Genomic DNA, 20,509 nt, shown 5'->3' with positions numbered 1-20,509 from the left:
CCCCCGCTCAGGTGCTGACGACCACGGTCTTGCCCGCCTTGTCCTGCAGACCCTGCCGGTAGGGCTTGTCCGTGAACATCAGGACGATGTTGATGAGCCACCACAGGCACGGGCAGCACAGCAGCGCGGGGAGCCACAGCACGACGGCCCGCATCAGCGAGGAGCTCGTGTCGGGGACCGAGCCGTCGTTGAGCATCGCGACGCGCATCTTCAGCAGCCGCTTGCCCAGTGTCCGGCCGTCCTTGTGCGTGAAGTACGTGTCGTACGCGACGTAGACCACCAGGCCGATCAGCGACCACACCAGCTGATGACCGGTGTAGGTGTTGCCGATGGCGTTGCCGAAGTCGTCGTTGCCGTCGTCCGACGAGACGTCGACCGCACCGCCGAAGGGCAGCGAGATCAGGTACAGCGGGATCGAGATGATGAGGAAGTCGATCAGCCGCGCCAGGATCCGCTTCCCCGGCTCCGCCAGCGGCGGCATACCGGCCAGCGGATCCGCGCCGCCGTACGGACCGCCGCCGCCGTACGGATCGTTCGGCGGCGGGGGCGCGCCGCCACCGTAGGGCGAACCGCTCGGCGGAGGCGGAGGCCCCTGCGGCGGCCGCTTCGAGAAGGGGTCGTCGTCGGGCGGCGGAGGCGGTGGTTCGTTACTCATGGGGGCAGTGCACCCCGGCCCGCGAAGGCCCGCAACGGCTGGGGTCTCTTCGGGGGACGGGGCGTCAGCACACGGGCGTACGGGCCGCTCGCGCCCGCCGCCCGTCAGGTCCCGGGCCCGCTCTCAGCCCGCGACGAAGGTGCGGGCCGCCTTGTCGTGCCAGCACTGGCGCCACGGACGGTCGATCAGACACCAGAGCACGTTGAGCACACCGACGGCGAGCAGGCCCAGCACCCCGTACACCAGCCAGCGGCGCAGTGCGGCCCCCAGCGTCGGCGAGTCGTGGGACTCGATGTCCCGCACCTCCAGCCCGCAGAGCTTCTTGCCCAGCGTGCGGCCCCACTTGGCCGTGGGCAGGGCCTCCAGGACGAAGCCGAGGACCAGGAAGGCGGCGAGCACCCCGCCGAACAGCCCGGCCGTCGTGGCGTCCAGGAGCCAGACGGTGACCGTCTCGCCGGACAGCTTCGCCGCCTCGATCTTCTGGTCGACGTGGTCCATCGCCCGGGTGACCAGCGGGAAGCCGGCCGCGCCGACGAGCGCGCCCAGGACGACCGTGTCGACGATCCGGGCGGCCAGCCGCTTGCCGAGCGCCGCGGGCCTGGCCGAGGCCTGGGACCGGGCGAGCTGCTGGAAGGGGTCGTCGACCGGGGGCTTCCACGGCACCACCGGCTGCTGCTGTTCGGGCCTGACGCCGTGCTGCTGCGCGGGCACCGGGCCCGGGCTCTGCTGCTGGGGGCGCGGCTGCTGCGGGCGGGCCGCCTGCTCGGGCTGGGCGAGCTGGTGGACCTGCTGCGCCCAGGACGCGGAGCCGCCTCCCGGGCCCGGTGTCAGCGGCGTGTTCAGCCCCGGCGCCTGCGCCTGCGGCGGGGTGGGGGACGGTGCGGGGGCGGCGGGGGGCTGCGGGGTGCCGCCCGGCGGGACGGCGCGGATCGCCATCGTGCCGTCGGCGGGGGCGGGGCCCTCCTCGCGCGGACGCGGCGGACGGGCGCCGCCGGGGCCGACCGCGCGGATCGTGACCGTGCCGTCGGTCGGCGGACGGCCGCCCGCGTCGCCGCCGGGCCGCTCCCTGCGGATGGTGACGGTGCCGTCGCTCACCTCGTCGCTGCCGTCCCGCATGCCGGGCAGGGCACCGCGCGTCGGGTCCTGGGCGCCGGACTGCCGGGGATCGGCGGGGCGTTCCTCCGCCGGGGCGGGGACGGAGGGCGGCGTCGCGGCCGGCGCCCCGGATTCGGGCGCGGGCGCCTCGGGCGTACGGGGATCCCCGCCGCCCCACGAGACGCGGTGGTCGCGTTCGCCGCCGAAGCCGGTCTGCCGGGAGGTGTCGGCCTGCCAGGCGGACGCCGGCAGCGGCCGGCCTGGGGTCACGTCCGCCTCGCCGCCGCCGGGCCCGCCGTCCGTTCCGGCCGGGTCCGTCCCGTCGACCTCGTCGAGGTACATCGGCCCGGTCTCGTCCACCGGAGCCTGCCGCTGCGGGGCCGCGTCGGCCGCCGGGGCGGGAGGCGTCGCGGGAGTCGTCCCGCCCTGCCGGGGCGCGGGCCTGCTGGTGCCGGGGACCCACGAAGCGCCGTTCCAGTACCGGACGTAGCCGGGAATGGACGGGTCGGGGTAGTACCCCTCGCGGGGGCTTTCGTCACCGGGTGCCGGGGTTGGGGCGCTCATCACCGTGGTCCCGTATCTCTTCGAGTCCTCAATACAAGGGTCCACATCTATCAGACCTCCGAGCACCCCCGGGCCTGTCCTGCCGTTTGGACCACTTTCAGGGTCCGGGGAAGTTTTTCTGGGAAGTCGCGTCATGGATGGCCAGGAGGGCGCTCTCTCCTTCTGCGGACCGGTCGAGGGACCGGCCCCTACACGTAACGGAAGGTCGTGCACCCCCATGCAGAACGCCGTGGAACGCGAGCTGGAAGTGAAGCTGGTCCTCTCCCCCGAGCGGTCCGTGCCCGTGCCCGCCCGGCTCTCCTACTTCACCGACGACCCGTACGCCGTGCACATCACGTTCCACATCGGCTCCGAGTCGCCGGTGCACTGGACGTTCGCCCGTGAGCTGCTGGTGGAGGGCGTGTTCCGGCCGTGCGGGCACGGGGACGTACGGATCTGGCCGACCAAGGTCGAGGACCGGGGCGTCATCTGCGTCGCGCTCACCTCGCCCGACGGCAACGCCCTCCTCGAGGTGCCGTCGGCCGCGGTGGCCGCCTGGGTGGAGCGCACCCTGCGGGTGGTGCCCCCGGGGACCGAGAGCCCGCTGCTCGGCCTGGACGCGGCCCTCGCCGAGCTGCTCACCCCGCTGCCGGCCGACGACCTGTGGCTGGGCGACCCCTGGTCCCAGTCCCCGGACGAGACGCAGGACGGGGAGGCCTGAGCGGTGGCGCGCGGGCGTCAGAACAGCTTGCCGGGGTTGAGGAGCCCCAGCGGGTCGAAGGCGGCCTTGATGCCGCGCTGCACCTCGACGCCCACCTCGCCCAGTTCACGGGCGAGCCACTCCTTCTTCAGTACGCCGACGCCGTGTTCACCGGTGATGGTGCCGCCCAGTTCGAGACCGAGCGCCATGATCTCGTCGAAGGACTCGCGGGCCCTGCGGGACTCGTCGGCGTCGGTGTGGTCGAAGCAGACGACCGGGTGGGTGTTGCCGTCGCCCGCGTGGGCGCAGACACCGATGGTCAGCCCGAACTTCTCGGCGACGGCCGCGGTCCCCTCGATCATCGCGCCGAGCTTCGAGCGCGGCACGCACACGTCGTCGATCATCGTGGCGGACCTGACGGTCTCCAGGGCGGGCAGGGACAGCCGGCGGGCCTGCAGCAGGAGTTCGGACTCGGCGACGTCCTCGGCGGGCACGACCTCGGTGGCGCCGGCCGCCGTGCACAGCTCACCGACGGCGGCGAGGTCGGCCGCCGGGTCCGGCGTGTCGAACGCACAGAGCAGCAGCGCCTCGGTGGTCTCGGGGAGGCCCATGGACGCCATCCCGTTGACGGCGTGCACCGTCGTACGGTCCATCAGTTCGAGGAGTGACGGCGTGTGCCCGCGCTCCATGATCCGGCACACCGCGTCACAGGCCGCCGCCGCCGACGCGAACTCGGCGGCGAGCACCAGCTGCCGCGGCGGCTGGGGCCGCAGCGCGAGCACCGCCTTGACGACGATACCGAGGCTGCCCTCCGAACCGACGAAGAGCCGGGTGAGGTCGTAGCCCGCGACGCCCTTCGCGGTGCGCCGACCGGTGTTCAGCAGCCGCCCGTCGGCCAGGACGACCTCCAGGCCCAGGACGTACTCGGCGGTGACGCCGTACTTCACACAGCACAGGCCGCCGGACGCGGTGCCGATGTTGCCGCCGATCGTGCACATCTCCCAGCTGGAGGGGTCCGGCGGGTAGTACAGCCCGTGCTCGTTGACGGCGCGGGACAGCGTGGCGTTGACGACGCCGGGCTCGACGACCGCGATCCGGTCGACCGGGCTGATCTCCAGGATCCGGTCCATCTTCACCAGGGAGAGCACGATGCAGCCGTCGGAGGCGTTGGCGGCGCCCGACAGTCCGGTCCGCGCGCCCTGGGGGACGACGGGGACCCGCAGGGCGGTGGCGGTCCTCATGACGTGCTGGACCTCCTCGACCGTGCGCGGGAGCACCACGACGGCGGGGGAACCCGCGTCGCAGAAGCTCGCCATGTCGTGGGCGTACGAGGCGGTGATGTCCGGGTCCGTGATCAGTGCCTCGGCCGGGAGACCCGCGCGCAGTCGTTCGAGGAGAGCGTCCATGATCCAAGCGTGGCACCCGGGGCCAATGGTGTGAACCCGTCTGCGTCACCCTTCGTGGAGCGCGATGCGATCTTCGTACTGACGCAGAGTGATGGCCATGGATGCCAAGCCGCAGCAGAACCCGGAGCCGACCCCCTCCCCCCTGCCGCCCCAGGGTGCGACGTCCGTCCCGCCGCCTCCCCCTCCGATGCACACCACGCTGCGCAGGGCGGCGTTCGGCGCGGTGGCCGGAGCCGTGCTCGTGGCCGGCGCGGTGATCGCCGTACCGGACGACGAGGGGGACGCCGCGCCGCCCGCGCAGGGTCCCGTGGCACGGGCCGAGACCGCGGTGGCGGCCGGCTCCCCCGCCTCCCTGTCCGACCTGACCGCCCTCATCGGCGACCGGCAGAAGTGGGTGGAGACCCACCCCGCGGACGCCCCGTCCTGGGCGGTGCTCGGCACGGCGTACGTGGAGTGGGGGCGCCGGGCGGCGGACTCGGCGTACTACACCCGGGCCGAGCAGGCACTCCAGCGGTCGCTGGCCGCGCAGCCCGGTGAGCGCGGGAACGTGCGGGCCTGGGTGGGACTCGGGGCGCTCGCCAACGCCCGGAACGATTTCCTCGCCGGGAAGAAGTGGGGGGAGACGGTCCGCTCGCGGCAGCCGAAGGAGTGGACGGCGTACCCGGTGCTGATCGACGCGTACAACGGCCTCGGGGAGTACGCGGCGGCGGCCAAGGCCACGGAGAAGTTCGGCACCCTGCGCAAGGGCGCCCCCGCCCTGGCCAGGACGTCCGAGATGTACCGCAACCAGGGCTGGCGCGAGGACGCCCTGGCCACCGCCCAGGAGGCCGCGGACCTCGCCGGCGCCCCGGCCGCGAAGGCGGTGGCCCTGCACCGCCTCGGGGACCTGGCCGCCGAGCGCGGCGAGCCGGCGGAGGCCCTCGCGCAGTACGACGCCGCCCTGCGCACCGACCGCGGCCACCTCCCGTCACTGGCGGGCCGGGCGCGCGCCCTGGCGGCCCTGGACCGTACGGACGAGGCGCTGGCGGAGTACCGGACGGTGACGTCGAAGCTCCCCCGCCCCGAGTACGTGCTCGAACTGGGCGAGCTGTACGAGTCGCTGGGCCTCGACGGCGATGCCCGCACCCAGTACACGGCTCTCCGCGAGATGCTGACGCGGGCGAGGACGGCCGGGGTCGACGAGTCCCTGACCGAGGCGCGCTTCGAGGCCGACCACGGTGACCCGGAGGCGGCGGTGGAGCTGATGCGCACCCAGTGGGCGGCGCAGCGGCGCAGCGCGGCGGTGTCGGACACCCTGGCCTGGGCGCTGCACCGGGCGGGGCGCAGCGAGGAGGGCATGCAGTACGCGGAGCGGGCGGTGGAGACGGGCGTGCGGGACGCCTCGTACGCCTATCACCTGGGGGCGATCGAGAGCGCCCTCGGCCAGGACGGTCCGGCGCGCGGCCATCTGGAGGAGGCCCTGCGCACGAACCCGTACTTCTCGCCGCTGGCCGCCCCGCTGGCGAGGGAGGCCCTGGACGCGCTGGGTGAGCCGGCGGCGGGCGGCCCGGAAGCCGTGCAGCCGTCGGGTCCGGAGCCCGCCGAGGAGGCCGCCCCGTCGCCGGAGGCCTCACGGGGTCCGGACAAGGAGACCGGCAAGGACACCGGCAAGGACGACGAGAAGGAGTCCCGCCGGGAGCAGGGGGCGGGCTCGGCACCGGAGCCTTCGGCGTCCACGGGACGGGGAGGGCTCGCGGGTTCGGGGGGCTCTTCGGGGCAGGGCGCCTCCGCGGCTCCGCCCGCGAAGCCCGGAGCGGCCACCGCGTCCTCGTGACCGCATGCGTGAGGGGCCCCTTTCCCGGCCGGGAAGGGGCCCCTCAGCTGTGGTGACCACAGGTGGCCGCAGCCGTGGTGACTACAGGTTGCCGCGCTTCTCCTGCTCGCGCTCGATCGCCTCGAACAGGGCCTTGAAGTTGCCCTTGCCGAAGCCCATCGAGCCGTGCCGCTCGATCATCTCGAAGAAGACCGTCGGGCGGTCCTGGACCGGCTTGGTGAAGATCTGCAGCAGGTAGCCGTCCTCGTCACGGTCGACGAGGATCTTCAGCTCGCGCAGCGTCTCCACGGGCACGCGGGTCTCGCCCGCCCACTCCCCCAGCGTGTCGTAGTACGAGTCCGGGGTGTCCAGGAACTGCACACCGGCGGCCCGCATGGCCCGTACGGACGAGACGATGTCGTTGGTGGCGAGCGCGATGTGCTGGACGCCCGCGCCGCCGTAGAACTCCAGGTACTCGTCGATCTGCGACTTCTTCTTCGCGATCGCCGGCTCGTTGATGGGGAACTTGACCTTGAGCGTGCCGTCGGCGACGACCTTCGACATGAGGGCGGAGTACTCGGTGGCGATGTCGTCGCCGACGAACTCCTTCATGTTGGTGAAGCCCATGACCTTGTTGTAGAAGGCCACCCACTCGTTCATCCGGCCGAGCTCGACGTTGCCGACGCAGTGGTCGACGGCCTGGAAGGTGCGCTTGGCCGGCGGCTCCACGATCGGGGCGGCGGCCGTGTAGCCGGGGAGGTAGGGACCGTCGTAGCCCCCGCGCTCGACCAGCGTGTGGCGGGTCTTGCCGTACGTGGCGATGGCGGCCAGGACGACCGTGCCGTGCTCGTCCTTGACCTCGTACGGCTCGGTGATGCCCCGCGCGCCGTGCTCGACGGCGTACGCGTAGGCCGCGCGGGCGTCGGGCACCTCGATCGCGAGGTCGACCACGCCGTCGCCGTGGGCGTGCACGTGGTCGGCCAGGAAGGTGCCCCATTCGGAGGACGCCTTGATGACGGAGGTGAGGACGAAGCGGGCGGAGCCGTTGGTCAGGACGTAACTCGCGGTCTCGCGGCTGCCGTTCTCCGGTCCGGAGTAGGCGACGAGCTTCATGCCGAAGGCGGTCGAGTAGTAGTGCGCCGCCTGCTTGGCGTTGCCCACCGCGAAGACCACCGCGTCCATTCCCTTGACCGGGAAGGGATCGGCCTGCCGGGCGGTGTCGGGGGTGGTGTGCACAGTCTCAGTCATGTCCGAAGGTTCCCGCCGCTCCGCAAGGTGCGCAACAGTTCGCGGAACCCCTGGTCAATCTGTCCACCCGGCCGCCAGGATGGGCGGGCTGTCTGTACAGGCTGACCATCGGGAGGCGGATCATGGCGATCGATCGACTGGACGGCCGGCTCATCGTGCTGCTGGCCCGCGAGCCCCGGATCGGTGTGCTGGAGGCGTCGCGGCGGCTGGGGGTGGCGCGCGGGACGGTCCAGGCGCGCCTCGACCGTCTTCAGTCCAATGGCGTCATCCGCGGCTTCGGACCGGACGTGGACCCGGTGGCGCTCGGCTACCCGGTCACCGCGTTCGCCACCCTGGAGATCAAGCAGGGCCAAGGTGCCGACGTACGGGCTCATTTGAGCAGCGTGCCCGAGGTACTCGAACTGCACACGACGACCGGTCAGGGGGACATGCTCTGCCGGCTCGTCGCCCGCTCCAACGCCGATCTCCAGCGGGTGATCGACCTGGTCCTCGGCTTTGATGGCATCGTCCGGGCCTCCACGGCGATCGTCATGGAAAATCCGGTGCCCCTGCGTATTATCCCGCTGATCGAGCAGGCTGCAGAGGACATCGACTGAGCCTACGGAGCACCATGTGAACTTCTGGGAGTATGTGGGCACCCGCCACCAGCAACTGCTCACCGACACGTATCAGCACGCCAGCGCCGTCTTCCAGTGCATGGTCATCGCCACGCTGCTCGGCGTCCTGATCGGTGTGATCAGCTACCGCAGCGGCTGGGGCGGATCCCTCGCGATCACGTCGACCTCGGCGATCCTGACCATCCCGTCGCTCGCCGCGATCGGTCTGCTGATCCCCCTCGTGGGTCTCGGGGTCCCGCCCACCGTGATCATCCTGACCCTGTACGGGCTGCTGCCCATCGTCCGTAACTGCATCGTCGGGCTGCGCGGGGTCGACCCCGCGCTCGTCGACGCGGCGAAGGGTATCGGCATGTCCCGGACCCGTCGGCTGCTGAAAGTCGAACTGCCCCTCGCATGGCCGCCGATCCTCACCGGCATCCGGGTCTCCACCCAGATGCTGATGGGCATCGCCGCCATCGCCGCCTACGCCTCGGGCCCCGGACTCGGAAACGAGATCTTCCGGGGCCTCGCCTCACTCGGAAGCGCCAACGCCATCAACCAGGTCCTCGCCGGCACGATCGGCATCGTCATTCTCGCCCTGCTCTTCGACGCCGCGTACGTGCTTCTCGGGCGGCTCACCATCCCTAGGGGGATCCGTGCCTGAGACCACCGCCGCGTCGACGGAGTCGGCCCCGCCCCGCCCGCCCACCTCGGGCGCGACGATCAAGCTGGAGAACCTCACCAAGTCCTACCCCGGCAGCCCGGCCCCGGCCGTGGAGGACGTGTCCATGGACATCAAGGCCGGTGAGACCGTGATCCTCGTGGGCCCCTCGGGCTGCGGGAAGTCCACCACGCTGAAGATGATCAACCGGCTGATCGAGCCCACGTCCGGGCGGATCAGGATCGGTGACGAGGACGTCACCGACATGGACCCGGTGAAGCTGCGCCGCAAGATCGGTTACGCCATCCAGTCCTCCGGTCTCTTCCCGCACATGACGGTCGCGGAGAACATCGCGCTCGTGCCGAAGATGACGGGCTGGTCGAAGTCGGGGGTGAAGGACCGGGTCGAGGAGATGCTCGACCTGGTGGGTCTCGACCCCCGGGAGTTCCACGGGCGCTACCCGCGTCAGCTCTCCGGCGGCCAGCAGCAGCGTGTGGGCGTGGCGCGGGCCCTGGCCGCCGACCCGCCGGTGCTGCTGATGGACGAGCCGTTCGGGGCCGTCGACCCGATCACCCGCGATCACCTCCAGGACGAGCTGATCCGCCTCCAGCACGAGCTGCACAAGACGATCGTCTTCGTCACCCACGACTTCGACGAGGCCATCAAGCTGGGCGACCGGATCGCGGTGCTGCGGGAGCGTTCGCACATCGCGCAGTTCGACACCCCCGAGGCCATCCTCACCAACCCGACGGACGACTTCGTCTCCGGCTTCGTGGGGGCGGGCGCGGCCCTGAAGCGGCTCAACCTCACCCGTGTACGGGACGTGGGCATCGCCGAGTTCCCCACGGTGACCGTCGAGGACCCGCTCCAGTCGATCTTCAACAAGCTGCGGGACGGTCAGCACAACGAGCTGCTGATGCTGGACCGCCGCAACCGTCCGTACAAGTGGCTGCGGCGCGGCGACCTGATGCGGGCCAAGGGTTCGCTCGCCAGGGCCGGCCAGCTGGTGCACGACACGGTGACGCGGGACGCCACGCTCCACGACGCGCTGGAGGCGGTCCTGACCGATAGCGGCGGGCGGGTCGCGGTGACGGGGCGGCGCGGCGAGTTCATCGGCGTCGTCGACATGCAGACCCTGATGAACTCCGTGCAGGAGCTCCTGGAGGCGGACCGCCTCGCCGCGATGGAGCACGAGCACGATCTGGAGGAGCTGCGCTCCCACCGTACGGAGCAGGAGCTGGAAGGGGGTGACGGCGGACTGTGAGCCCCAGTCATCAGGCTCCCCCCAAGGGGGAACGGCCGCCCGGGGAGCACGACGTGGGCGGCAAGGCCTTCCGTGACGAGGAGGCCGAGCCCACGCCGGCGTCCACGCCCTCGCGCCGTATCACCTGGAAGAAGCTCGTGCTGGTGCCGGCCGTCTGCGCGGTCGTGCTCGCGGTGACCTACCTGTGGATCTCCAACGTCGACCTCGACTCGATCGCGGAGAACTCACTGGCCGGCGACAACGTGCAGGTCCGCTGGTGGCAGCACGTCAGGCTGACCGCGATCTCCACCTTCTGGGTGCTGATCATCGCGCTCCCCGTCGGTATCGCGCTGACCCGGCGCGGCCTCAAGAAGGCCGCCCCCTGGGTCACGGCCCTGGCGAACATCGGTCAGGCGACGCCCGCGATCGGGCTGCTGGCGCTGCTGGTGATCTGGCTGGGCATCGGCCCGTCGACGGCCATCACCGGCATGGTGATCTACGCCGTCCTGCCCGTGCTCTCCAACACCGTGGCCGGCCTGAACGCGATCGAGCCGACGCTCGTGGAGGCCTCCAAGGGCATCGGCATGTCGGCCGTGGGCACCCTCACCAGGGTCGAACTGCCGCTCGCCGTCCCGCTGATCCTGGCAGGCGTCCGTACTGCCCTGGTGCTGAACGTCGGCACGGCGACCCTCGCCACCTTCGGCGGCGGCGGCGGCCTCGGCGACCTCATCACCTCCGGGATCCAGACCCAGCGCATGCCCGTGCTGGTGCTCGGTTCCGTACTGACGGTGGTGCTGGCACTGCTCGTGGACTGGCTGGCGTCGCTGGTCGAACTGTGGCTGACGCCGCGCGGACTGGAGGAAGCGTGAGGGTACGTACGGGCCTGGCATCGGCGGCCGCGCTCGCCCTCCTCCTCACGGGGTGCGGGCTGAAGAGCGGATCACCGCTGGTGGACGAGGTGGAACCGGGGTCCATCGGGAAGGGGCAGCCGCTCAAGGGCGCGTCCCTGACGGTGACCTCGAAGAACTTCAGCGAGAACATCATCCTCGGGCAGATCATGGGCCTGGTCTTCAAGGCGGCCGGCGCCGAGGTCCTGGACCGCACGAACCTGCCCGGGTCGATCAGCGCGCGCGAGGCCGTCGTCAAGGGCGAGGCCGACGCGCTGTACGACTACACGGGTACGGCGTGGATCACCTATCTGGGTCACGCGAAGCCGATCGTCGACCCGCACAAGCAGTGGAAGGCCGTGCGGGAGGAGGATCTGGGCAAGGGCGTGACCTGGCTGGATCCGGCCACCCTCGACAACACGTACGCCCTGGCCATCAGCAAGAAGAACAACGCCAAGTACAAGCTGAAGAACCTCTCGGACGTGGCGGCGCTCGCGAAGAAGGACCCGAAGGCCGTGACGGTCTGCGTGGAGAACGAGTTCGCCTCGCGTGACGACGGGCTGCCCGGCATGCAGAAGCACTACGGGATGAAGCTGCCGGCCTCGAACATCAAGAAGATGGACGCGGGGATCATCTACACCCAGGTGAACTCGGGGGGCTGCCTGCTGGGCGAGGTGTACACCACCGACGGCCGGATCAAGGCGATGAACCTGGACGTCCTGGAGGACGACAAGCAGTTCTTCCCGAACTACAACGCCGCCCCCGCCATCCACACGGCGACCCTCGAGAAGTACCCGGAGATCGCCGAGCTGCTGGCGCCGATCACCGAGAAGCTGACGACGCCGCTCGCGCAGGAGCTGAACTCCAAGGTGGACGTGGACGGCCAGGACCCGCACGAGGTCGCGAAGGACTGGCTGGTGAAGGAAGGATTCATCACGGAGGGCTGAGAGGACCGGACCAGGCCTCCGAAGGCCCCTGGAAGCCCCCCCGGGGGGCTTCCAGGGGCCTTCGCGTACCTCCGGAAGACTTACAAAGAAGTCGTTGCAAAAAATCTGTTGCAAAGCAGTCTTTGCAACTTTATGGTCATGGCATGCCACCGAACGAGTCCGAGAACCGGCCGACCCCGTACGCCGACGACCCGACCATGCACCAGGTCAACGCCCGCACCCTGCGCGGGCTCGCCCACCCCCTGCGCATCCGGCTGCTGAACGCCCTCCGGGAGTTCGGCCCCGCCACCGCCTCGGGACTCGCCGAGCGGCTCGGCGAGTCCAGCGGGGCGACCAGCTACCACCTGCGCCAGCTCGCGACGTACGGCTTCGTCGAGGACGACCCGGAGCGCGGCAAGGGGCGTGAGCGGTGGTGGAGGGCCGTCCACATGGGCACCACCTTCAACACCAGCGCCTTCCTGGAACACCCGGACGCCGAGGTGCGCGGTGCTGTGGGGGTCGTGCTCCACGAGATCGCCGGCACGCACGCCCAGGAGCTGAACACCTGGCTCGGGACCATGCACGAGTGGCCCGAGGAGTGGCGCCGCACCTTCGACCTCAGCGACTTCAAGCTGCGGCTCACCCCTGAGCTCTCCGTGGAACTCGCGGAGAAGATGCAGGAGCTGGTGAACAGCTACCGGGGCCGCGTTCCCGACGACGCCGAGGGCTCGGCCATCATCCGCACCCACGTGCACATGTTCCCGCGTCCCACCGACTGAGGGGGTTCACCGCCATGCACAGCGACATCCACTTCCTGCTGCACACCTACCGCGCCGCCGAACTCCACGACACGGCGGCCGAGTTCCGCCCCGTACGCCCCCGCCTGCGCCAGCGGATGGGGTGGACCATGATCGAGCTGGGCCTGCGGATGGCACAGAGCCGGCCGGCTCCCGCACGCGCCGCACGGGCGGTCTGACGATGGACGGGGGGAAACAGGCGCAACACCCGGAACGCCCGCAACACCCGGAACGCCAGCGGAGCCGCACTCCGCTGGCCTCCGTCCTGGCGGCCAACTCGATCTCCACGGCGGGCACTTCGCTCACCCTCATCGGCGTACCGTGGTTCGTCCTGGAGACCACCGGGAGCGCCGGCCGGGCCGGGGTCGTCGCCTTCTGCGCGACCCTGCCGATCGTCGTCGCCGCGCTGGTCGGCGGCCCCCTCATCGACCGCGTCGGGCGGCGCCGGGTCTCCGTCGCCTCCGACACGGTCTGCGGCGCCGCGGTCGCGGCCGTACCGCTGCTGCACCAGGCGGGAGTGCTCCACTTCTGGATGCTGTGCGCGCTGATGGCGCTGAACGGGCTGTCCCACACGCCCGGCAACACCGCGCGCTACGTCCTGGTCCCCGACCTCGCCGAGCACGCGGGCACCACCCTCGCCCGCGCCGCCAGCCTCTTCGACGCCGTGTCGCGGGGCGCCCGGATGGTCGGCGCGGCGCTGGCCGGCGTGCTGATCGCCTTCACGGGCGCCGAGACCGTACTCCTGCTGGACGCCGCCACGTTCGGGCTGTCCGCCCTGCTGGTCGCGGCGGGCGTACGAGGGGTCCGCTCGGCCGAGCCGGACAGGACCGCGGCCCCCGTGTCGCTGCGCCGCTACGGCACCGAGCTGCGGGAGGGGTACACCTTTCTACTGGGCAACCGGCTGCTGCTCGCCGTGGTCCTGATGGTGATGTTCATGAACGGCACCGACCAGGGCTGGTACGCCGTCCTGCTGCCCGTGCACGCCGAGGCCGAGCTGGGCGGGGCCACCGACCTGGGGCTGCTCACCGCGCTGTTCGGCGCGGGCGGACTGACCGGCGCCCTGCTGTACGGGGCGGTGGGGCACCGCTTCTCGCGGCGGACGGTGTTCACGGTGTGCGTGGTGCTGTGCGGCGCGCCGAGGTTCGTGGTCGCCGCCCTGACCGGGACCACGCTGCCGCTCGCGGTCACGATGGCGCTGGGCGGGATCGCGGGCGGCATGCTCAACCCGATCCTGACGACGGTGACGTACGAACGTGTCCCCGAGGAGCTGCGCAGCAGGGTCTCGGGCGCCCTCACGGCGGGCTGTGAGCTCGCCATGCCGGTGGGCGGGCTGGCCGCGGGTCTGCTGGCCGAGGGCCTGGGCGCGACGGGGGCGCTGCTGGCGATGGGCGGGGTGTACTTCCTGGCGACGCTGAGCCCGCTGGTCTTCCCGTCCTGGCGCACCATGGAGGCCCCGGAACCGCAGGTCAGCAGCCCGGAACCGAGCCCCCCTGATCCAGGGCCCGCAGCGAGGACACCGCGCTCCTCAGTGTCGTGACGGCGACCAGCCGCAGGCCCTCGGGCCGCTCTGCCTTCGCCTGCTTGCACTCGGCCTTCGGCACCAGGAAGACGGTCGCGCCGTCGCGCCGGGCGGCCTGTGTCTTGAGGGAGACCCCGCCGACCGCGCCGACCGTACCGTCGGCCTCGATCGTGCCCGTGCCGGCGATGGTGCGGCCGCCGGTCAGTCCGCCCCCGGAGCCGTCGTCGGAGAGCTTGTCGATGATGCCGAGCGAGAAGAAGAGGCCCGCGCTCGGACCGCCGACGTCGGCGAGGTGGAGGGTGACGTCCACCGAACCGGGCTTCATGTCCAGGTAGTTCAGGGCCGCGTCGACGGCGACGTTCTGCGACTCCTTCATGTCCTGGAGGTTGTGCTGCTCGATCTCCTTCTCGGAGTCGCCGGTCGGGTAGACGGAGTCGCGCGGCATGACCGCACGGTCCGTCCTGAACCAGCTGTCCACCACGTCCCCGACGCCGATGTCGGCGGTCGGCGCGGTGGCGAGGATGGTGGTCATCAGCAGCTTGCCGTCGGTGGGGTGGGTCGGCGCACCCTTGATCGTGATGACCGGTGTCCCCTTGTCCTTGCCCAGGACGTCGGCGGTGGTGCCGGGCTGGGCCACCGTGAACGGCAGGGGCGCGAAGGCGGCCGTACCGAACAGGGCGAGGACGGGCAGCGCACAGAGGGCGAGGGCGCGGGGGCGGGAGAAACGAATGGCCACCCGTCCAATCTATCCGCCGTACGCCGTCGGCCCCGACCGCCCCGACCGCCCCGGTGGCGCCGGGGCGGTCGGGGCGGTCGGGGCGGGCGCGGTGGTCAAGGGGTCAGGCCGGTGTTCGCTCAGCGCAGCGCGTCCGCCACCTCGCGGGCCGCGTCGAGGACCCTCGGCCCGACCCGCTCCGGCACGGCGTCGGCGAGCATGACCACGCCCACGCTGCCCTCGACGCCCGAGACCCCGACCAGCGGCGCCGCGGCCCCGCAGGCCCCGGCTTCGAGCTCGCCCTGGGTGAGGGTGTAGCCCGGGTGGTCGACCGTCTTCTGCCGGGCGGTGAGGATGGCCCGGCCCGCGGCGCCCCTGTCCAGGGCGTGCCGGAAGCCGGCCCGGTAGGCCACGTGGTAGTCGGTCCAGGTCGGTTCGACGACGGCGACCGCGAGCGCGTCCGCCCCGTCGACGAGCGTGAGGTGGGCGGTGGCCCCTATGTCCTCGGCCAGCGAACGCAGCGCGGGCAGCGCCGCCTCCCTGACCAGCGGGTGCACCTGCCGGCCCAGGCGCAGCACGCCCAGACCCACGCGGGCCCGGCCGCCCAGGTCACGCCGTACGAGCGCGTGCTGTTCCAGGGTGGCGAGCAGTCGATAGACCACGGTGCGGTTGACACCGAGTTTGTTCGACAACTCGGTGACGGTCAGGCCGTGATCGGTGTCGGCGAGCAGTTTGAGGACACGCAGTCCCCGGTCGAGCGTCTGAGAAGTCTCCGCGGTCACGACGCCCTCTCCCCTCGTGGTGAGCGGGGCGGTTGCTCTCCGGGATGCCGACGCCGGTCCCACGGCGACGCACCGAGAGGCCGCCGACTGTGCATGGCACCGGCTGCGCTCCGCGGCCACGCTGCCACGGGGCGTTCATGTTTCGGGGACATTAGCGAGAGGGTCCGCTCAGCGGAAGACCTCGTCCAGAATCCGGTCTCCCTCCGGAACGGCGCCACATAACCGCCGGTCAGCGGAAGACCGTCCGGAACGCGAACATCTACGCGCGTTCAAGTCGGGTGACGCCGCGGCAACGCTCCGTGCATCACACGTGAACGATTGTTAACCCGCTGTGAATGAGGGCCGGAAAATTTTTTCCGGCCGGGGCGCCAGGAGCTCTCCCGCACGCCCCGGACGAGCGGAGCGCGCCGCCTCGCACGCGCACCGCCCGGCGCCTTCCCCGACGCCCGGTCCCGGAGATGACACGACGGACCCCGGCGCCCGAGCGGTGTGATCCGCTCGCGCACCGGGGTCCGTGGAGCCGCCCGGCTCAGCGCATCCGGGTGGCCCACTCCTGGACCTTCTTGATCCGGTCCTGGATCTGCCCGGCCGTCGCCTCCGCGCTCGGCGGGCCGCCGCACACCCTGCGCAGCTCGGTGTGGATCACCCCGTGCGGCTTGCCGCTCTGGTGCGTGTACGCCGAGACCATCGTGTTGAGCTGCTTGCGCAGCTCCAGCAGCTTCTTGTGCGTGACCACCGGCCGCCCCTCGGCCGGCTTCTCCAGCAGGTCCGCCTCCTCCGCGGGCTTCTGCCTGCTGTGCGCGATCTGCCGGGTCTGCCGCTTCTGGAGCAGCAGCTGCACCTGGTCGGGTTCGAGGAGGCCCGGGATGCCCAGGTAGTCCTGCTCCTCCTCGCTGCCCGGGTGCGCCTGCATGCCGAACTCGGCGCCGTCGTACAGCACCCGGTCGAAGACCGCGTCGGACTCCAGCGCCTCGAAGGGCAGCTGGTCCTCGGTCTCCTCGTCCTCCAACTTCTCCGCGTCCGCGAGGAGCTGGTCCTCCTCGGCGAACGGGTTCTCCTCGTCGCTGCCCTTCTTCGGCTTGTCGAGCACGTGGTCGCGCTCGACCTCCATCTCGTTGGCGAAGTCGAGGAGCATCGGGATGGTCGGTACGAAGACGGAAGCGGTCTCGCCCCGGCGCCGCGACCGTACGAAGCGGCCGACGGCCTGGGCGAAGAAGAGCGGGGTCGAGATGGTCGTGGCGTACACGCCGACCGCGAGGCGCGGGACGTCGACGCCCTCCGACACCATCCGGACCGCGACCATCCAGCGCGAGTCGTCCTGGCTGAACGTGTCGATCTTCTTCGACGCGGCCTTCTCGTCGGAGAGGACCACGGCCGGGGTCTCGCCCGTCACCTTCTTCAGGATCTTGGCGTACGCACGCGCCGACTCCTGGTCCGTGGCGATGACGAGCCCGCCGGCGTCCGGGATGCCCTTGCGCACCTCCGTCAGCCGCTTGTCGGCGGCGGCCAGCACGTTGGGGATCCACTCGCCGGTGGGCGCGAGGGCGGTGCGCCACGCCTGCCCGATGGCGTCCTTGGTCATCGGCTCGCCGAGCCGTGCGGCGATCTCGTCCCCGGCCTTGGTGCGCCAGCGCATGTTGCCGCTGTAGCTGAGGAAGATCACGGGACGGACGACCCCGTCGGCCAGCGCGTTGCCGTAGCCGTAGGTGTAGTCGGCCGAGGAGCGCCGGATGCCGTCGTTGCCCTCCTCGTACGCGACGAAGGGGATCGGGTTGGTGTCCGACCGGAACGGCGTACCGGTGAGCGCGAGCCGCCGGGTCGCCGGGTCGAACGCCTCCTGGCACGCCTCGCCCCAGGACTTCGAGTCACCGGCGTGGTGGATCTCGTCGAGGATCACGAGCGTCTTGCGCTGCTCACAGCGGTTGCGGTGCAGCATGGGCCGCACACCCACACCTGCGTACGTGATCGCGACCCCGTGGTACTCCTTGCTCACGGGGCCGGCGCTGTAGTCCGGGTCGAGCTTGATGCCTATGCGGGCCGCGGCCTCCGCCCACTGCTTCTTCAGATGCTCGGTGGGCGCCACCACGGTGATCTGCTGCACCACGTGATGGTGCAGCAGCCATGAGGCGAGGGTCAGCGCGAAGGTGGTCTTCCCGGCGCCGGGGGTCGCGACCGCGAGGAAGTCACGCGGCTGCTCCTGGATGTACTTCTCCATGGCACCCTGCTGCCAGGCGCGCAGCTTCCCGGCCGTCCCCCAGGGGGCGCGACCGGGAAAGGCGGGTGAGAGGTGGTGGGAGGCGGTAGTAGTCACGGTCTCCGGTTCGGGGCACTCGGGTACGTGGGCGGCTGCCGATACGACAACCGGGCCACCCTACGGCGCCCACGCGCGGAACCTCGCACGAACAGGCCAGCGGTCGACGCGGGTGCGACTGACCTCACATTCCCGCGCGCGGGGACGACAAGGCCGAGCGATCGGTCCGACATCGACAAGGCTGCCCATCGCGCCCCCGCAGGCATGGGGTCACTCCGGTACCGGATCCCGAGTCCATGCCCGGCCCGCGACCCACACCCCCACCAGCGCCACCGCCGCCATCGGCAGGAACACCACCATGAACGCGCCGGGGTGCGCCGTGCCCGCACCGCTCTCCACCGCCCCGTGCGCCGCACCACCCACCGCGCCGCCGCCGAGCGCGGCGAAGGCCGCTCCGCCCGCGGCGAGCAGCAGCGCGTTGGACAGGCCGTCCGAGATCTGGAGGGCCGCCGAGTTGGCCCCCGCCTCGTGCGGGGCCGACAGCTTCAGCAGGAGCACGCTCGTCGAGGCGATCACGATGCCCATGCCGAAGCATCCGACGCCCCAGACCACGGCCAGGGTCCACACCGGTACGGCCTCGATCAGCACGGCGGGCGCGGCGACGATCGACAGCGTCACGAGCACCATGCCCGCCACCATCAGCGTCCCCCGGTGGGGCTCCAGCCGGGGCCGGGCCAGTACGTACGAGCCGAGCGCCCAGGTCAGACCGCCGGCGGCCAGGGAGAGGCCGGCCAGGGTCGGGGAGAGTCCGCGCTGGGTCACGAGCATCAGCGGGACGAAGGACTCCGCGACGATGAACGAGCCGGCCGCCATCCCCCGCAGCAGGATCACGGCGGGCAGCCCCCGCGCGGCCCGCACGGTCCCCGGCGGCAGCAGCCCGCGTACGGCGGGGACGAGCAGCGCGGCGCCCGCCAGCGCCGGGACCAGGGAGAGCCAGCGGAGTTCCTGCCCGGCGTACTGGAGCAGCCCGGCGCCCGCCGAGATCCCGAGCGCGAGCCGGATGCGGCGCCGGTCGAACGGCTCGGCCGCCGCCTCCGCGTCCGCCGCCCCTCCCGCCATCCGCCGGATCGCGGGCAGCGCCAGGCCGAGCGGCAGGAGGATGAGGACCGGGATACCGACGAAGACCCAGCGCCAGCCGAGGTGCTCGGTCACGGTCCCCGAGGCGAGCGGCCCGACGACGGACGGGACGATCCAGGCGGCGGAGAACCCGGCCATGATGCCCGGCCTGATCCGCTCCGGGTAGGCCCGCCCGATCACCACGTACAGCGCCACGATGACGAGCCCGCCACCGATGCCCTGGACGGCCCGCCCCAGGATGAACATCCACATGCTGCCCGCGGTCCCGGAGAGCAGCAGCCCGGCCCCGAAGGCACCGATGCCGGTGGCCAGCGGGGCGAGCGGCCCGCGCCGGTCGGCCCACTGCCCGGAGAGCACCATGGCGAAGAGGCTGGTCGTGAAGTACGCGGAGAACGCGAACGCGTAGAGCGGGATCCCGTGCAGCTCACGGGCCGCCACCGGCATCGCCGTACCGACGGCGGTCGCCTCGAAGGCGATGAGCAGGACGACGGAGACGATGCCGATACTGAGCGCCCGGTAGGTCCGCCCGAGTACGCCTTCCTCCGGCTCGGCGACGGACGTCTCGACGAGGGCGGCGGTGACCTCGGCGTCACGGGGTTCCAGGGCAGTCATGAGCCCCAGAGTAAGGGCCACCACCCCGGGTGACCCCTGTCGGTGGGCGGTATCCGGCTGGTCCCTTGGTCGTAGGCCCGCACCCTGTTCCATGAACGCGGTATGGCAGTCGTGTTGCGGCCCGCCCGCTTCTCTTGGCCTGGCCGCGCCGGGCCCGTACGGTCGAAAGCAGATCAAGAAACGCACGGCCGTGTGCCCGAGAGGTTCAGGGGCTCGACTGCAACTCGAGTTACACCGGTTCGAATCCGGTCACGGCCTCCACGCGGGAGAACCCGAAAGGGAACGGCCGCCCCCATGGCGCGGGGGCGGCCGTTTTCGTGTGCCATCTACCTTCACGCCGGGCCCACCGTGTGCGAGCCCGAGTAAGGCCGCGGCCATGCCCAGTCTGGCGAGCGCTTACACGCATTTCAGCTCGCGTTGCGTGAAGGCGGCGAACTGCTTCAGCAGAATCGGCAGAACTCTGCGAACCTCCTGTTCGTCATTCTCCGAGCGGAAGGTGGTCAAGCGCAGCTCGATGTACGAGCCGGGGGTAGAGGGATCCTTCGAGGGCTGACAAGCAATGTACGAGGCTGCCCCATTTGCCCATACGAGCCCCTTCTTTCCCACGTCGACCGGGTCGGGGTCGGGCCCGACGATGGACTTCCAGTCGATCCACTTCTCGTAGCTCCGGCGGATGGCCATCGCCTGAAAGGACGGACGGCCATCGATATCGACATCGCAGGTCGGCATATCCAGGTTCTTGGCCAGCACGAATGCGCGCGTGCGCAGCCCGGCCTCGTTGCCTGCCGGTAGCAGCGGGGCTACGGAGTCGGCGGTGAAGACGTCCCAGCAGAGCCGGTCGGGGAGTTCCGGTACGGCCTCGGTCTCTCCGGAGCATCCGGTCAGGAGCGAGGCCAGCATTACGGGAGCTGCAACGGCGGCGGCCCTCTTGAGTTGCAACACGG

At 71.3% G+C, this 20,509-nt stretch carries 19 protein-coding genes and 1 tRNA gene; 11 read left to right on the top strand and 9 right to left on the bottom strand.

Annotated features, from left to right (window positions below; translation table 11 throughout):
• Window positions 1–7: 7 nt before the first annotated feature.
• A complete protein-coding gene (locus ACZ607_RS29620; RefSeq protein WP_469739652.1) occupies window positions 8–655 on the bottom strand; it encodes an RDD family protein in 648 nt (215 codons plus the stop codon).
• Between the two features lie 123 nt (window positions 656–778).
• On the bottom strand, window positions 779–2,314 hold the full coding sequence (locus ACZ607_RS29615) for an RDD family protein (RefSeq protein WP_469739650.1): 1,536 nt from the start codon (window positions 2,312–2,314) through the stop codon (window positions 779–781).
• A gap of 217 nt (window positions 2,315–2,531) precedes the next feature.
• On the opposite strand from ACZ607_RS29615, the gene ACZ607_RS29610 reads away from it, so the two are divergent.
• The gene (locus tag ACZ607_RS29610; RefSeq protein WP_469739648.1) at window positions 2,532–3,014 is read left to right on the top strand and encodes an SsgA family sporulation/cell division regulator; all 483 of its coding nucleotides are present in this window, start codon (window positions 2,532–2,534) and stop codon (window positions 3,012–3,014) included.
• Between the two features lie 17 nt (window positions 3,015–3,031).
• Here the strand turns inward: ACZ607_RS29610 and ACZ607_RS29605 are convergent, their stop codons facing one another.
• Window positions 3,032–4,399 (bottom strand): FAD-binding oxidoreductase, encoded by a 1,368-nt coding sequence (locus ACZ607_RS29605; protein ID WP_469739647.1) that lies wholly within the window; start codon window positions 4,397–4,399, stop codon window positions 3,032–3,034.
• 97 nt (window positions 4,400–4,496) lie between these two features.
• Between ACZ607_RS29605 and ACZ607_RS29600 the strand changes: the two genes are divergently transcribed.
• Window positions 4,497–6,212 carry a tetratricopeptide repeat protein gene (locus ACZ607_RS29600; RefSeq protein ID WP_469739646.1) on the top strand — a complete coding sequence of 572 codons (1,716 nt, stop codon included), beginning with the start codon at window positions 4,497–4,499 and terminating at the stop codon, window positions 6,210–6,212.
• Window positions 6,213–6,293: 81 nt separating this feature from the next.
• Here ACZ607_RS29600 and hppD read toward each other — a convergent pair whose 3' ends face one another.
• Window positions 6,294–7,439, bottom strand: a complete 1,146-nt coding sequence (gene hppD, locus ACZ607_RS29595; RefSeq protein WP_469739644.1) for a 4-hydroxyphenylpyruvate dioxygenase — start codon at window positions 7,437–7,439, stop codon at window positions 6,294–6,296.
• 122 nt (window positions 7,440–7,561) lie between these two features.
• On the opposite strand from hppD, the gene ACZ607_RS29590 reads away from it, so the two are divergent.
• The 8 genes from ACZ607_RS29590 (at window position 7,562) to ACZ607_RS29555 (ending at window position 14,086) form a co-directional block, all read left to right on the top strand.
• A complete protein-coding gene (locus tag ACZ607_RS29590; protein ID WP_469739642.1) occupies window positions 7,562–8,035 on the top strand; it encodes an Lrp/AsnC family transcriptional regulator in 474 nt (157 codons plus the stop codon).
• 16 nt (window positions 8,036–8,051) lie between these two features.
• Window positions 8,052–8,699 carry an ABC transporter permease gene (locus tag ACZ607_RS29585; protein ID WP_382984144.1) on the top strand — a complete coding sequence of 216 codons (648 nt, stop codon included), beginning with the start codon at window positions 8,052–8,054 and terminating at the stop codon, window positions 8,697–8,699.
• Window positions 8,692–9,960, top strand: a complete 1,269-nt coding sequence (locus ACZ607_RS29580; RefSeq protein ID WP_469739639.1) for an ABC transporter ATP-binding protein — start codon at window positions 8,692–8,694, stop codon at window positions 9,958–9,960. Before ACZ607_RS29585 ends, ACZ607_RS29580 begins: the two co-directional genes overlap by 8 nt.
• On the top strand, window positions 9,957–10,808 hold the full coding sequence (locus ACZ607_RS29575; RefSeq protein WP_469739637.1) for an ABC transporter permease: 852 nt from the start codon (window positions 9,957–9,959) through the stop codon (window positions 10,806–10,808). The genes ACZ607_RS29580 and ACZ607_RS29575 overlap by 4 nt, the downstream gene beginning before the upstream one ends.
• Window positions 10,805–11,773, top strand: a complete 969-nt coding sequence (locus ACZ607_RS29570) for a glycine betaine ABC transporter substrate-binding protein (RefSeq protein WP_469739635.1) — start codon at window positions 10,805–10,807, stop codon at window positions 11,771–11,773. The genes ACZ607_RS29575 and ACZ607_RS29570 overlap by 4 nt, the downstream gene beginning before the upstream one ends.
• Window positions 11,774–11,916: 143 nt before the next feature.
• The gene (locus ACZ607_RS29565; protein WP_469739633.1) at window positions 11,917–12,531 is read left to right on the top strand and encodes an ArsR/SmtB family transcription factor; all 615 of its coding nucleotides are present in this window, start codon (window positions 11,917–11,919) and stop codon (window positions 12,529–12,531) included.
• Between the two features lie 14 nt (window positions 12,532–12,545).
• Window positions 12,546–12,728, top strand: a complete 183-nt coding sequence (locus tag ACZ607_RS29560; RefSeq protein WP_469739630.1) for a hypothetical protein — start codon at window positions 12,546–12,548, stop codon at window positions 12,726–12,728.
• 2 nt (window positions 12,729–12,730) lie between these two features.
• Window positions 12,731–14,086: an MFS transporter gene (locus ACZ607_RS29555; protein ID WP_469739627.1), complete on the top strand. Its 1,356-nt coding sequence runs from the start codon at window positions 12,731–12,733 to the stop codon at window positions 14,084–14,086.
• On the opposite strand, the gene ACZ607_RS29550 is transcribed toward ACZ607_RS29555, so the two are convergent.
• The 4 genes from ACZ607_RS29550 to ACZ607_RS29535 form a co-directional block, all read right to left on the bottom strand.
• Window positions 14,016–14,804: a S16 family serine protease gene (locus ACZ607_RS29550; RefSeq protein ID WP_124276208.1), complete on the bottom strand. Its 789-nt coding sequence runs from the start codon at window positions 14,802–14,804 to the stop codon at window positions 14,016–14,018. The two genes, ACZ607_RS29555 and ACZ607_RS29550, sit on opposite strands and share 71 nt — an antisense overlap.
• Window positions 14,805–14,923: 119 nt before the next feature.
• Window positions 14,924–15,565, bottom strand: coding sequence for an IclR family transcriptional regulator (locus ACZ607_RS29545; protein WP_099172898.1), 642 nt, complete (start codon window positions 15,563–15,565; stop codon window positions 14,924–14,926).
• Between the two features lie 529 nt (window positions 15,566–16,094).
• Window positions 16,095–17,876 carry a DEAD/DEAH box helicase gene (locus ACZ607_RS29540; RefSeq protein ID WP_469739622.1) on the bottom strand — a complete coding sequence of 594 codons (1,782 nt, stop codon included), beginning with the start codon at window positions 17,874–17,876 and terminating at the stop codon, window positions 16,095–16,097.
• 210 nt (window positions 17,877–18,086) lie between these two features.
• Window positions 18,087–19,565, bottom strand: a complete 1,479-nt coding sequence (locus ACZ607_RS29535) for an MFS transporter (RefSeq protein ID WP_469739620.1) — start codon at window positions 19,563–19,565, stop codon at window positions 18,087–18,089.
• A gap of 186 nt (window positions 19,566–19,751) precedes the next feature.
• On the opposite strand from ACZ607_RS29535, the gene ACZ607_RS29530 reads away from it, so the two are divergent.
• Window positions 19,752–19,826, top strand: a tRNA-Cys gene (locus tag ACZ607_RS29530).
• A gap of 135 nt (window positions 19,827–19,961) precedes the next feature.
• Here ACZ607_RS29530 and ACZ607_RS29525 read toward each other — a convergent pair.
• The gene (locus ACZ607_RS29525; protein ID WP_469739618.1) at window positions 19,962–20,507 is read right to left on the bottom strand and encodes a hypothetical protein; all 546 of its coding nucleotides are present in this window, start codon (window positions 20,505–20,507) and stop codon (window positions 19,962–19,964) included.
• Window positions 20,508–20,509: the final 2 nt, after the last annotated feature.

The organism is Streptomyces sp. NPDC104381 (genome assembly GCF_055583745.1).
This window is presented reverse-complemented; position numbering and strand designations above follow the sequence as displayed.